12 protein-coding genes are annotated in these 12,711 nt (G+C 71.7%); 7 read left to right on the top strand and 5 right to left on the bottom strand.

What is annotated here, in order from left to right:
• Positions 1 to 24 precede the first annotated feature (24 nt).
• Complete coding sequence (locus R4Z63_RS08690) at positions 25 to 624, bottom strand: DUF3043 domain-containing protein (RefSeq protein WP_384454687.1); 600 nt, start codon at positions 622 to 624, stop codon at positions 25 to 27.
• 280 nt (positions 625 to 904) lie between these two features.
• Between R4Z63_RS08690 and R4Z63_RS08685 the strand changes: the two genes are divergently transcribed.
• Together R4Z63_RS08685 and pspAA are read left to right on the top strand one after the other, a co-directional pair.
• The gene (locus R4Z63_RS08685) at positions 905 to 1,699 is read left to right on the top strand and encodes a PspA/IM30 family protein (RefSeq protein WP_078556950.1); all 795 of its coding nucleotides are present in this window, start codon (positions 905 to 907) and stop codon (positions 1,697 to 1,699) included.
• A 12-nt stretch (positions 1,700 to 1,711) separates the two neighbouring features.
• Entirely contained in the window at positions 1,712 to 1,990 is a 279-nt protein-coding gene (gene pspAA, locus R4Z63_RS08680; protein WP_384454691.1) for a PspA-associated protein PspAA, read from the top strand.
• A 93-nt stretch (positions 1,991 to 2,083) separates the two neighbouring features.
• Here pspAA and R4Z63_RS08675 read toward each other — a convergent pair whose 3' ends face one another.
• On the bottom strand, positions 2,084 to 2,860 hold the full coding sequence (locus R4Z63_RS08675) for a hypothetical protein (protein ID WP_037927062.1): 777 nt from the start codon (positions 2,858 to 2,860) through the stop codon (positions 2,084 to 2,086).
• Positions 2,861 to 2,929: 69 nt separating this feature from the next.
• On the opposite strand from R4Z63_RS08675, the gene cobS reads away from it, so the two are divergent.
• The 3 genes from cobS (at position 2,930) to R4Z63_RS08660 (ending at position 7,788) form a co-directional block, all read left to right on the top strand.
• Positions 2,930 to 3,751, top strand: a complete 822-nt coding sequence (gene cobS, locus R4Z63_RS08670; RefSeq protein ID WP_384453488.1) for an adenosylcobinamide-GDP ribazoletransferase — start codon at positions 2,930 to 2,932, stop codon at positions 3,749 to 3,751.
• Positions 3,752 to 3,810: 59 nt separating this feature from the next.
• Positions 3,811 to 4,539 (top strand): response regulator, encoded by a 729-nt coding sequence (locus R4Z63_RS08665; protein ID WP_384453491.1) that lies wholly within the window; start codon positions 3,811 to 3,813, stop codon positions 4,537 to 4,539.
• A gap of 126 nt (positions 4,540 to 4,665) precedes the next feature.
• A complete protein-coding gene (locus R4Z63_RS08660) occupies positions 4,666 to 7,788 on the top strand; it encodes an efflux RND transporter permease subunit (protein ID WP_384453494.1) in 3,123 nt (1,040 codons plus the stop codon).
• A gap of 107 nt (positions 7,789 to 7,895) precedes the next feature.
• Here the strand turns inward: R4Z63_RS08660 and nadA are convergent, their stop codons facing one another.
• Entirely contained in the window at positions 7,896 to 9,083 is a 1,188-nt protein-coding gene (nadA, locus tag R4Z63_RS08655) for a quinolinate synthase NadA (RefSeq protein ID WP_037927054.1), read from the bottom strand.
• A 293-nt stretch (positions 9,084 to 9,376) separates the two neighbouring features.
• Between nadA and R4Z63_RS08650 the strand changes: the two genes are divergently transcribed.
• Positions 9,377 to 9,733 carry a HesB/IscA family protein gene (locus R4Z63_RS08650; RefSeq protein WP_030029080.1) on the top strand — a complete coding sequence of 119 codons (357 nt, stop codon included), beginning with the start codon at positions 9,377 to 9,379 and terminating at the stop codon, positions 9,731 to 9,733.
• Positions 9,734 to 9,810: 77 nt separating this feature from the next.
• Here the strand turns inward: R4Z63_RS08650 and R4Z63_RS08645 are convergent, their stop codons facing one another.
• Both R4Z63_RS08645 and R4Z63_RS08640 read right to left on the bottom strand, forming a co-directional pair.
• The gene (locus R4Z63_RS08645; RefSeq protein ID WP_384450257.1) at positions 9,811 to 11,244 is read right to left on the bottom strand and encodes a hypothetical protein; all 1,434 of its coding nucleotides are present in this window, start codon (positions 11,242 to 11,244) and stop codon (positions 9,811 to 9,813) included.
• Positions 11,245 to 11,334: 90 nt separating this feature from the next.
• A complete protein-coding gene (locus tag R4Z63_RS08640) occupies positions 11,335 to 11,574 on the bottom strand; it encodes a hypothetical protein (RefSeq protein WP_037927046.1) in 240 nt (79 codons plus the stop codon).
• A gap of 143 nt (positions 11,575 to 11,717) precedes the next feature.
• Between R4Z63_RS08640 and R4Z63_RS08635 the strand changes: the two genes are divergently transcribed.
• Positions 11,718 to 12,692, top strand: coding sequence for a carbohydrate kinase family protein (locus tag R4Z63_RS08635; RefSeq protein WP_037927043.1), 975 nt, complete (start codon positions 11,718 to 11,720; stop codon positions 12,690 to 12,692).
• Positions 12,693 to 12,711 lie beyond the last annotated feature (19 nt).

Below are 12,711 nucleotides of genomic sequence, written 5' to 3'. Positions count from 1 at the left end.
CCGACGCGCCGGGCGTCCCTCCGGTCAGGGTCGTTCCCCGCGCTTGACCTGCGGCTTCGGCAGGCGGAGCCGGCGCATCTGCAGAGTGCGCATCAAGCCGTAGGCGACGGCGCCGCGGCGCGGCTCGTTCGGGAAGCGCTCATTCAGGGCCTTGCGCAGGCGGAACACCAGACCGATGGAGTCCAGGATGATCAGTGCGATCACACCGAGCCACAACAGCAGCGCGATGTTCTGGATCATGGGCTGGCGCACCATGCTGAGCACGAGGATGACGACGGCCAGCGGCAGGAACATCTCGGCCACCGAGAAGCGGGAGTCCACGAAGTCGCGGACGAACCGGCGTACGGGGCCCTTGTCGCGCGTGGGGAGGTAGCGCTCGTCGCCGTTGGCCAGCGCCTCGCGCTGCTTGGCCATCTCGGCGCGGCGGCGCTCACGGGCCCGCTTCGCGTCCTCCTTGCGGTTGCCGGTCGAGGCCACCACGGCCTTGCGCTGCGACTGGGCCACGGCGCGCTTCGGCGTAGGGCGGCCCTTCGGGGCCTGCGGGTCACGGGGCTGCGAGAGGTCGGCGCTCACCTTGTCGGCGGCGGCGGCCTTCTCTTCCTTGGAGGAGCGGCTACCAAACACAAAACCCAAGCGTACGTGGTCACGGGCACGGGCCCCACTCCTGTGGGGAACGATCCGGCAACGGCGGGCGTCCTTCCCTGTGTACGGTCCGAGCGGCGGGGCCCGCCCCGGTGGGTCGGGGACCCACCTACTCCTCACGCGTGACACGGCGGAGGCGTAGTCGTCCTGGAGGAGGAGCGCATCCGTCCTCGAACAGTGCGGTAATGGAGACAGGGCCCGTACTGTGGGTTCTGTCGGTCAGCTGGAGCACAGTCCGTCTAGAAGGGGGCGCGCGAAGCCCATGAGCGGTGTCATGAAGCGTATGGGGATGATCTTCCGCGCGAAGGCGAACAAGGCCCTTGATCGGGCCGAGGACCCGCGCGAGACCCTCGACTACTCGTACCAGAAGCAGCTGGAACTGCTGCAGAAGGTGCGCCGCGGCGTCGCCGACGTGGCGACATCCCGCAAGCGCCTGGAACTGCAGCTGAACCAGCTCCAGGGGCAGTCCGCGAAGCTGGAGGACCAGGGCCGCAAGGCCCTCGCCCTGGGCCGCGAGGACCTGGCCCGTGAGGCCCTGTCCCGCCGCGCCTCGCTCCAGCAGCAGGTCAGCGACCTGGAGGTGCAGCACCAGACCCTCCAGGGCGAGGAGGAGAAGCTGACGCTGGCCGCGCAACGGCTCCAGGCGAAGGTGGACGCCTTCCGCACGAAGAAGGAGACCATCAAGGCCACCTACACCGCGGCCCAGGCCCAGACCCGGATCGCGGAGTCCTTCTCCGGCATCTCCGAGGAGATGAGCGACGTCGGCCTGGCCATCCAGCGGGCCGAGGACAAGACCGCCCAGCTCCAGGCCCGTGCCGGGGCGATCGACGAACTGCTGGCCTCCGGAGCGCTCGACGACCGCAGCGGCCTCGGCTCCAAGGACGACATCCAGGCCGAGCTGGACCGCCTCTCGGGCGGCAGCGACGTGGAGCTGGAGCTCCAGCGGATGAAGGCGGAGCTGGCCGGCGGCCCGTCCGCGCAGCAGCAGGCCATCGAGGGCGGCGCCCAGGGCAGCGCCCAGCAGCCGCACACCCAGCACCGGTTCGACAAGCAGTAGGACGGGGCCGTCATGATCGTCCGCATCATGGGGGAAGGCCAGCTGGACGTGGCCGACAGTCACTTCGCCGAGCTCAACAGGCTGGACGACGAACTGCTCGCGGAGATGGAGGGCGGTGACGAGGAGGGCTTCCGGCGCACCCTGGGGGCGCTGCTCGAAGCCGTCCGGCGGCTGGGCACGCCGCTTGCGGACGACTCCCTGGAGCCGTCCGAGCTGATCCTCCCGGCCTCCGACGCGAGCCTCGACGAGGTCCGGGAGATGCTCAGCGACGACGGCCTGATCCCGGGCTGACCGTCACGGACCGGACGCACCGGCGCGGCGACGGGCCCTCCACCGGCCGGGGGAGGGCCCGTCGCCGTACGTCCGGTCCGGCGCCGTCCGCTCTCAGTCCGGCGGAGCCGGCGGCTTCTCCAGGGACACCGGCCGCGGGTCCGGGGCGCCGCCGATGAACTCCTCGAACCTGCGCCGCCGTGCGGTCCAGCGCCGGTCGTGGTGGAAGGCCCGCAGCCCCGCCCTGGCCCGGGCGCGCGGACGGTTGGCGTAGAACCGCTTCGCGTACGGGGAGCCGGGCCGGGCCAGACGGACCGCGCCGACCAGCGCCACGAAGGGGACGATGACGCCGAACAGCGCGGTGCGCGCCTTGCCCTTCCACAGGGCGACCAGGGCGAGGCAGAAATTGCCGGCCGCGTTCATGACGACCAGCCCGCGGCTCTGGCGTTCCTCGGGGGTCAGGTCGTTCACCCCGAAGGGCACGAACCCGCCCAGGATCAGGGCCACCACCGCGGCCGTCACGACCACGATCTCCACGCTCTTGCGGCCCTGCTCGCTCCAGTAGACGTCGTCGAGGTGCAGGATCAGCGCGAACTCGTCCAGGACCAGCCCGGCCCCGAGCCCGAAGACCACGGCCGAGAGCGCCGCCCCGATGCCGTTGCTTCCGCTGCCGATGGCGCCGAACCCCCCGATGATCACGAGGATCACGCCCGGCACGACGTGGTGGATGTGCAGGCCCCCGGGGGTGACGTTCTTGAAGGGGCCGCGGCCAGCCCGGATCATGCGAGTGATCACGCGGGTGACCAGGAACGACATCACGAAGGAGACCAGGGCGAGCAGCATGGGCAGCTTTCCTGGCTCGACGATGTTCCGATACCACCAGTGACCCATCCCACTTCTCCCTATGTGAAACGTATGGGGTAATTTACCGCCCGCCCCGAGCGGGTAGCGTTCGCGCCGATGACAGATTCGTACGACGGCCCGCCCCTGACGCCGCCCGCGGAGCGCGCCTCGTTCCGCGACGGCGTCCGCTTCGCGTTCGGCACCCTCACCGTGCTGCCCGCCCGCATCACCCGCTGGGACCGCCCCGCGGCCCGCACCGGAATGGCCTGCGCCCCGCTCGCCGGACTGGTCGTCGGCGCGCTCGCGGCCGTCCCCGGAGCGCTCCTGCTGCTGCTCGGCGCCCAACCACTGCTCGCGGCGGCCGTGACGGTCGCCGTACCGGCCGCGCTGACCAGGGGACTGCACCTGGACGGGCTGGCCGACACGGCGGACGGCCTGGGCAGCGCCAAACCGGCCGACGAGGCACTGCGCATCATGAAGAAGTCCGACATCGGGCCCTTCGGTGTGATCGCCCTGATCGTCGTCCTGCTCGTACAGACGGCCGCCCTGTCCGAGCTGTACGCCGACAGCTGGGTCCGTGGCGCCCTCGCCATCGTGGTCGCCGCCGTCACGGCCCGCCTCGCCATGACCCTGGCCTCCCGGGAAGGCGTTCCGCCGGCCCGGCCCGAGGGGCTCGGCGCCGCGGTCGCCGGGGCCGTCCCGCGTTCGGTGGCCGCCGCCCTCGTGGCCCTCGTCACCGTCGCCGCCGCGGCGGCCGCCCTCCCGGCCGGCCCGCCCGCCGCGGCCCGGGCGGCGGCGGCGGTGCTCGTCGCCCTGCTCGCCGCGGAACTCCTCCTCCGCCGCTGTGTGCGCCGCTTCGACGGGGTCACCGGCGACGTGTTCGGAGCACTGGCCGAGGTGGCGGCGACCACCGCGCTCCTCGTCCTCGCCCTAGGCTGAGAGCGTCCGGTCCGACGGGACCCCGGACGGACCGCGACGGCCCCGCGTACGCTCACCCCGTGCACCACACTCCTACGGACCCGCCCCCCGCCGCACCGATCAGGGTGCTGCTCGCCGACGACCAGGCCCTGCTGCGCAGCGCCTTCAAGGTGCTCGTCGACTCCGAGCCCGACATGGAGGTCGTCGGGGAGGCCTCGGACGGGGCGCAGGCCTTCGCGCTCGCCCGCCGGGAGCGCCCCGACGTCGTCCTGATGGACATCCGGATGCCCGGTACCGACGGGCTCGCCGCCACCCGCATGATCAGCGCCGACCCGGATCTCGCGGCCGTGCGCGTGGTGATGCTGACGACCTTCGAGGTGGACGAGTACGTGGTGTCCGCGCTGCGGGCGGGCGCCTCCGGCTTCCTCGGCAAGGGCGCCGAACCCGAGGAGCTGCTCAACGCCATCCGCGTCGCCGCCGCCGGTGAGGCGCTGCTCTCCCCGGCCGCCACCAAGGGTCTCATCGCCACCTTCCTCGCCCAGGGCGGCGGCGCCGACCCGGCCGCCTCCGGCGCCTCGGCCGGGGCCCATGCGGAGCGGCTGGCCGCGCTGACCGTCCGGGAGCGCGAGGTCCTCGTCCACGTCGCCACAGGCCTGTCCAACGACGGCATCGCCGAACGGCTGGAGGTCAGCCCCCTCACCGTCAAGACGCACGTGAACCGGGCCATGGCCAAGCTCGGCGCCCGCGACCGGGCCCAATTGGTCGTCATCGCCTACGAATCGGGACTCGTCCGGCCCCGGGTGGAGTAGCGCCGCCTACTACGGACGCGGTATGCCGCACATAAGGACGGGACCTGCGAGCGACGAAACGTCCCCGCCGCATGGGACAGGGTGGGAGCGCCCTCGCGTTCGTCACTGCAGAGAGATCCCACACACATGTCCTGGCTGTCCCGCTTCAGCCTTACCCAAAGGGCGTTGGTCGGCCTCGTGTCGATCGTCGCGCTCCTCTTCGGCGCCATAGCCATCCCGCAGCTCAAGCAGCAACTGCTGCCCTCCATCGAACTCCCGATGGTGTCCGTGCTCGCGCCGTACCAGGGCGCCTCACCCGACGTGGTCGAGAAGCAGGTCGTCGAACCGATCGAGGCCACGCTCAAGGGCGTCGACGGCATCACCGGCATCACCTCCACCGCCAGCGAGGGCAACGCCCTCATCATGGCCACCTTCGACTACGGCGACAGCGGCACCAAGCAGCTCGTCGCCGACGTCCAGCAGGCCGTCAACCGGGCCCGGGTCCGACTGCCCGCCGATGTGGACCCGCAGGTGGTGGCCGGTTCCACCGACGACATCCCGACGGTGGTCCTCGCCGCCACGTCCGACAGGGACCAGCAGGCCCTCGCCGACCAGCTGGAGAAGTCCGTGGTCCCGGTCCTGTCGGACATCGACGGCGTCGGCCAGGTCAGCGTCGACGGGGTCCAGGACATCCAGGTCACCGTGACCCCCGACGATGCCCGGCTCGCCGCGGCCGGCCTCGACGGCGCGGCCCTCGCCCAGGGTCTTCGGGCGGGCGGCGCGGCCGTCCCCGCCGGCTCCTTCGACGAGGCGGGCCAGAGCCGCACCGTCCGCGTGGGCAACGGCTTCACCTCCCTCGCCCAGGTCGAGGACCTGCGCCTGAGCCCCGGTCAGGGCAGGCCGGCGGTCCGCCTCGGCGACGTCGCCGTCGTCAGGCAGGAGCCGGCCAAGGCCGTATCCATCACCCGCACCAACGGCCGGCCCAGCCTCGCCCTCGTCCTCACCATGGACAAGGACGGCAGCGCCGTCGCCATCTCCGACGCGGTCAAGGACAAGCTGCCCGAGCTGCGTTCCACGCTCGGCTCCGGAGCCGAGCTGACCGTCGTCAGCGACCAGGGGCCGGCCGTCGCCAAGTCCATCTCCAGCCTCACCACGGAGGGCATGCTCGGCCTGCTCTTCGCGGTGATCGTGATTCTGGTCTTCCTGGCGTCGGTGCGTTCGACGCTGGTCACCGCGGTGTCCATCCCGCTGTCCGTGGTCCTCGCCCTCATCGTGCTGTGGACGCGCGACCTGTCGCTCAACATGCTCACCCTGGGCGCGCTGACCATCGCCATCGGCCGGGTCGTCGACGACTCGATCGTGGTACTGGAGAACATCAAGCGCCACCTCGGCTACGGCGAGGAGCGCGAGGCCGCGATCACCACCGCAGTCAGGGAGGTCGCCGGGGCGGTCACCTCCTCCACCCTCACCACCGTCGCCGTCTTCCTGCCCATCGGCCTCGTCGGCGGCATGATCGGCGAGCTCTTCGGCTCCTTCTCGCTCACCGTCACCGCGGCCCTGCTGGCCTCGCTGCTGGTCTCGCTGACGGTCGTTCCGGTGCTCTCGTACTGGTTCCTCAGCGCGCCGAAGGGCGTCACGCCCGGGGACGCCGAGAGCGCCGCCGAGGCCCGTCGCGAAGCCGAGGAGAAGGAGGCACGCAGCCGCCTCCAGCGCTTCTACGTCCGCGTCCTGGGCTTCGCCACCCGGCGCCGCCTGACCAGCGTGGCCATCGCGGTGGTCGTCCTCGTCGGCACCCTCGGCATGACCCCCCTGCTGAAGACCAACTTCTTCGACCAGGGCGAGCAGGACCTCCTGACGGTCAAGCAGGAGCTCGCCCCGGGCACCTCGCTGGCCGCCTCCGACGAGGCGAGCCGCAAGGTCGAGAAGGTGCTGGCCTCCGTTGACGGAGTCAAGAGCTACCAGGTCACCGTCGGCTCCTCCGGCTTCCTCGCGGCCTTCGGTGGCGGTACCGGCTCCAACCAGGCCTCCTACCAGGTCACCCTGAAGGACGCCGGCGACGCCGAGGCCGTGAAGCGGCGGATCGAGGAGCGGCTCGCCGCTCTCGACGGCATCGGCGAGACCCGCATCGCGGCCGGCGACGCCTTCGGCAGCCAGAACCTCAGCGTGGTCGTCAAGGCGGGCGACGGCGAGGTCCTGGCCCGGGCCGCCGAGCAGGTCCGGGCCGCGGTGGCGAAGCTGGACAACGTCACCGACGTGCAGAGCGACCTGTCCCAGTCCGTGCCCCGGATCTCGGTGACCGCCACTCCCAAGGCGGCGGAGGCGGGCCTGGACCAGGCCGCGCTGGGCGCACTCGTCGCCCAGGCCGTCCGCGGCAACCCGGCGGGCAAGGCCGTACTGGACGGCACCGAGCGGGACATCGTCATCACGTCCGCGCAGCCGGCCACCACCCTGGCCGAACTGCGGGCGCTCCCCGTCGGCCCGGTCAGGCTCGGTGACGTCGCCGAGGTCGCGGAGGTTCCCGGTCCGGTCGCGATGACCCGGATCGACGGCGCCCGCGCCGCCACCATCACCGCGCGCCCGCAGGGCGACAACACGGGCGCGGTCAGCGCGGAGCTCCAGACGAGGCTCAAGGCCCTGGACCTGCCCGACGGCGCCACGGCCTCCATCGGGGGAGTCTCCGAGGACCAGGACGAGGCGTTCGGCTCGCTCGGCCTCGCCATGCTCGCGGCCATCGCGATCGTGTTCATGCTGCTGGTGGCGACCTTCCGGTCGCTCGTCCAGCCGCTGATCCTGCTGGTGTCCATCCCGTTCGCGGCGACCGGCTCGCTCGGCCTGCTCATCGTCACCGGCACCCCGATGGGCGTCCCGGCGATGATCGGCATGCTGATGCTCATCGGCATCGTCGTCACTAACGCGATCGTCCTGATCGACCTGGTCAACCAGTACCGCACCCAGGGCCTGGGCGTCGTCGAGGCGGTCGTCGAGGGCGGCCGGCACCGGCTGCGCCCGATCCTCATGACGGCCCTGGCGACGATCTTCGCACTGCTCCCGATGGCGCTCGGCGTCACCGGTGAGGGCGGCTTCATCTCGCAGCCGCTGGCGGTCGTGGTGATCGGCGGCCTGGTCAGCTCGACCCTGCTGACGCTGCTCCTGGTGCCGACCCTCTACACGATGGTCGAGCTCCGCAAGGAACGCCGCCGAGCGAAGAAGGCGGCCCGCCCGGCGGCGGCGCCGCAGGACCGGCCGGAGGAGACCCCGGCCCCGGTCTGACCGGGCCCGGGCGGGTGGGCCGGTGACCGGGCCGACCCGCCCGGACGGCGGAAGGGGTGGTACCCGCACGGGTACCACCCCTTCCGGCAACCGGACCGCCGCCGCCCCTACGGGAGGGCGAGCATGCGCTCCAGCGCGAGCTTCGCGAAGCTCTCCGTCTCCTTGTCGACCTGGATCTGGTTGACGAGGGTGCCCTCGGCCAGCGACTCCAGGGTCCACACCAGGTGCGGGAGGTCGATGCGGTTCATCGTCGAACAGAAGCAGACCGTCTTGTCGAGGAAGACGACTTCCTTGTCCTCGGCAGCGAAACGATTCGCCAGACGGCGGACCAGGTTCAGCTCGGTACCGATGGCCCACTTGGAGCCGGCCGGGGCCGCCTCCAAGGCCTTGATGATGTACTCCGTCGAGCCGACGTAGTCCGCGGCCGCCACGACCTCGTGCTTGCACTCGGGGTGGACCAGGACGTTCACGCCGGGGATGCGGGCGCGCACGTCGTTGACCGAGTCGACCGAGAACCGGCCGTGGACCGAGCAGTGCCCGCGCCAGAGGATCATCCTGGCGTCGCGCAGCTGCTGGGCGGTCAGGCCGCCGTTGGGCTTGTGCGGGTTGTAGACCACGCAGTCGTCCAGGGACATGCCCATGTCGCGGACGGCCGTGTTGCGGCCCAGGTGCTGGTCCGGGAGGAAGAGCACCTTCTCGCCCTGCTCGAACGCCCACTCCAGGGCCTTCTTCGCGTTGGACGAGGTGCAGATCGTGCCGCCGTGCTTGCCGGTGAAGGCCTTGATGTCGGCGGAGGAGTTCATGTACGAGACGGGGACCGTCACACCGGCGATACCGGCATCGGTCAGCGCGTCCCAGCACTCCGCGACCTGTTCGGCGGTGGCCATGTCGGCCATCGAGCAGCCGGCGGCCAGGTCCGGCAGGACCACCTTCTGGTCGTCCGAGGTCAGGATGTCCGCGGACTCGGCCATGAAGTGGACGCCGCAGAAGACGATGTACTCGGCCTCCGGCTTGGCGGCCGCGTCCCTGGCCAGCTTGAAGGAGTCGCCGGTGACGTCGGCGAACTCGATGACCTCGTCACGCTGGTAGTGGTGGCCGAGGATGAAGACCTTGTCCCCGAGCTTCTCCTTGGCCGCGCGGGCGCGCTCCACGAGGTCCGGGTCGGACGGCGAGGGCAGGTCGCCGGGGCACTCCACCCCGCGCTCGCTCTTGGGGTCGGCCTCACGGCCGAGCAGCAGCAGGGCAAGGGGCGTCGGCTGGACGTCCAACGGCTGGGCGGTGGTCACGACACGCACCCTTTCTGTTCTGCGACGAGGGATTTAAGGATCATCGCTTCGACTTCTCGTCTACTTGACGCTATCTATCATAACCGCTTCACGTCAGTTTGACGATGCCGATAGTGTCAATGTGACGCATCAGCCCCCGATTCGCCGGGCCCGCGTCCGCGCGGGGTGTGCGAGCATGAATATCTGAAACAAGCGTCGGGTCCCGGAATGAATCCGCGGTCCCGCTCGTTGCCACCGACGGCAAGAGTCCGACGTTTCCCCGCGCCCCCGCGGGGAGCCGCCCACTTCGGGAGTGAATGCAGATGTCCGTACAGGACGACAAGACCACTGTGAGCGACGGCATCCTCCTGTCCGACGCCGCCGCCGAGAAGGTCAGGACCCTGCTGGAGCAGGAAGGCCGCGATGACCTGGCGCTCCGCGTCGCCGTCCAGCCCGGCGGCTGCTCCGGCCTGCGCTACCAGCTCTTCTTCGACGAGCGCTCCCTCGACGGCGACGTCGTGAAGGACTTCGACGGTGTGAAGGTCGTCACGGACCGCATGAGCGCCCCGTACCTGGGCGGCGCCTCCATCGACTTCGTCGACACCATCGAGAAGCAGGGCTTCACGATCGACAACCCGAACGCCACGGGCTCCTGCGCCTGCGGCGACTCCTTCAGCTGAGCCTGCAGCACACCTACGACGAGGGCCCGCCCCGGTCGCATCCGACCGGGGCGGGCCCTCGCGCATGCCCAGGGGCGCTACTGCCGGGGGAGCGCCTTGCCCGTCGCCGCGTCCAGCACCTTCCGGTCGCCCAGCGGCTCCTTCAGGGTCACCGACAGGGACATCTCCTCCGCCAGCATGATGCAGGCCTGACCCGGCTTGTTCGGCGTGTCAGTGATCTTCACCATGACCGACCCGGCCTGCTCCCGCGCCTCCACGGCGTACGTGCTGCACACGCTGCCCCAGAAGTTCACCGTCAGCTTCCGGTCGGCCTCCCGGTACGAGAAGCCGGGCACGGTACGAGCGCCCGGCCCCGGCGTGTTCTCCTGCGCGGACGCCGGCTCGGCCACCGTGTGACCCGGCGCCCCGCCCCGCCCCGCCACCTCGAACAGCCAGGCCGGAACCAGCCCGCGTGCTCCGTCGACCGTCCCCGGAGCCAGCCCGAGCACCGCGCCCGTCACCGTCTCGGTCCGCGGCGGCTTCATCGGCCGGGGCTCCGGATTGCAGGGCACCGGCTCCGAGGCGCCCACCGGGGTGTCCGCCGCCAGCGGGACCGCACTCGCGCAGCCGCTGGGCTCCGGCGTGCCGCCGGAGCCGTTCGACCGCGCGTTCAGCCGGGCCAGCGCCTCCGCGGCCCCGACCACCTGCTGGTCGGCCGCCCGGACCGGCGCCGCCAGCTCGCCGCTGCCGCCCACCACCGTGCCGTCCGCGCCCACGCTCACCTGGGTGGACCAGCCCTGCGTGGGCAGGCCGCCGACCACCGGATCGGCCGTCACCACCCGGATCGCACCCTGGGTGAGCCGGGCGTCCAGCCGGGCCCCGTCCTGCCCCACGGCCTGCAGCACCGGAGCCGCGGCGGCCTTGGCGGCCTCCTCGGACACCGGTCGGCCGCTCGCGTCGGCACCGGCGTCCCGGGGGAGCGTGGCGGGGCCGCAGGTGTCCTTGCCGCGCACGCAGTCGTCCCCGGCGCCGTTGCCCGCGGCGTCGCCGCCCGCCTGGAAGCGGTTGAAATTCCAGGTGCCCGGTGCCGTACGGGCCACCGTCAACCGGGGCCCGGAGCCGTCGGCGGCCTCACCGGCCAGCCAGACGTCCCCCTCCAGCCGCGGGGCGCCCGTGAGGCCCAGGGCCGTCGCGAGCCGGGCCACATCGGCCTGCACGACCTCCCCCGACACGCGGTAGGCGGGCGCCGCCGGCGGGGCCTCGGGCAGCTTCACATCGGTCCGGTAGACCACACCCCCGCCCGAAGGATCCGGCTCCCCGGGCGCGATGCCCGGACCCGAGGGGTCACCCGCGTCACGGGGTGCGGATGCCGCGCTGTCACCCGTCCGGCGGGCCGTTCCGTCCCCCTGGGCCGCGGACGCCCAGTAGGCGGTGCCGCCGCCCGCGAGCAGGACGGCGGCCGTGATCGAGCCGACGACCCAGGCGGGCCGCCGTCGTGTGCCGCTTGACGTGCCGGGTTCTTCGCTGGTCACCGCATCGCTCCTTCACTGGTCCCGCAGTGTCTGATGCGGGTGTGACGGAACGGGGGCGCAACCGGTTCCCTCCGGCTTCCGGGCGCCCTCCTACTGGTCCCCGTAGGCGGCGGTGGAGGCGATCAGCCGGGCCGAGGCGGCCGGAACCCTGACCCCGTGGATCTGCGAGGGAGCCACCCGGACCTGCCGGGGGCCCTCCTCGACGCCCCAGTGCGGGGCCATCCGGGCGCAGTCCCCCAGCAGGCGGGCGAAGCCGGGCCGTCCCGGGCCTTCCGCTCCGCGCCGGTCGGCGGTGTACTCGGAGCAGCCGTAACCGTCGGTATAGGTCATGAGGGCACCGTAGGCACCGGAGCTCTCGCGAAGAAAGACCTACTAAGGGGTAGTTTCTGGGGTTCGTCCTGGGGTTCGGCCGGGGGGCACTTACCGGGTAGTTTTGACTGTCCCTCGCCGTCCTCAGCAGGAGCGTCCACGCCGTGCGCATCGCAGTCACCGGCTCCATCGCCACCGACCACCTCATGACCTTCCCCGGCCGTTTCGCCGACCAGTTCGTCGCGGACCAGCTGCACACGGTCTCCCTCTCCTTCCTCGTCGACAACCTCGACGTCCGGCGGGGCGGTGTGGGCCCGAACATCTGCTTCGGCATGGGGCAGCTCGGCAGCCGCCCGATCCTGGTCGGAGCCGCCGGCTCCGACTTCGACGAGTACCGGGCCTGGCTCGACCGGCACGGCGTCGACACCCAGTCCGTCCGCATCTCCGAGGTGCTGCACACCGCGCGCTTCGTGTGCACCACGGACTCCGACCACAACCAGATCGGCTCCTTCTACACGGGCGCGATGAGCGAGGCCCGCCTGATCGAGCTGAAGTCCGTGGCCGACCGCGTGGGCGGCCTCGACCTCGTCCTCATCGGCGCGGACGACCCCGAGGCGATGCTGCGCCACACGGAGGAGTGCCGGACGCGGGGGATCCCCTTCGCCGCCGACTTCTCGCAGCAGATCGCCCGCATGGACGGCGACAACATCCGCACCCTGATGGAGGGCGCGACCTACCTCTTCTCCAACGAGTACGAGAAGGGCCTCATCGAGTCGAAGTCCGGCTGGACGGACGAGGAGATCCTCTCCAAGGTCGGCACCCGCGTGACCACGCTGGGCTCCAACGGCGTCAGGATCGAGCGGTCCGGCGAGGCCCCGATCGTCGTCGGCTGCCCCGAGGAGAACGCGAAGGTCGACCCGACCGGTGTCGGCGACGCCTTCCGCGCCGGGTTCCTGACGGGCCTGGGCTGGGGCGTCGGCCTGGAGCGCGCGGCGCAGCTCGGCTGCATGCTCGCGACCCTCGTCATCGAGACGCTGGGCACCCAGGAGTACACGCTCGCCCGTGCCCACTTCATGGAGCGCTTCACCAAGGCCTACGGCGAAGAGGCCGCGGCCGAGGTCCGCGCCCACCTGGCCTAGGCTCCGCCCGGCGGATCGC

Source organism: Streptomyces sp. PL-29 (assembly GCF_058344425.1).
Note: the sequence above shows the minus strand (reverse complement) of the source record. Positions and strands in the feature narration are given on the sequence as shown.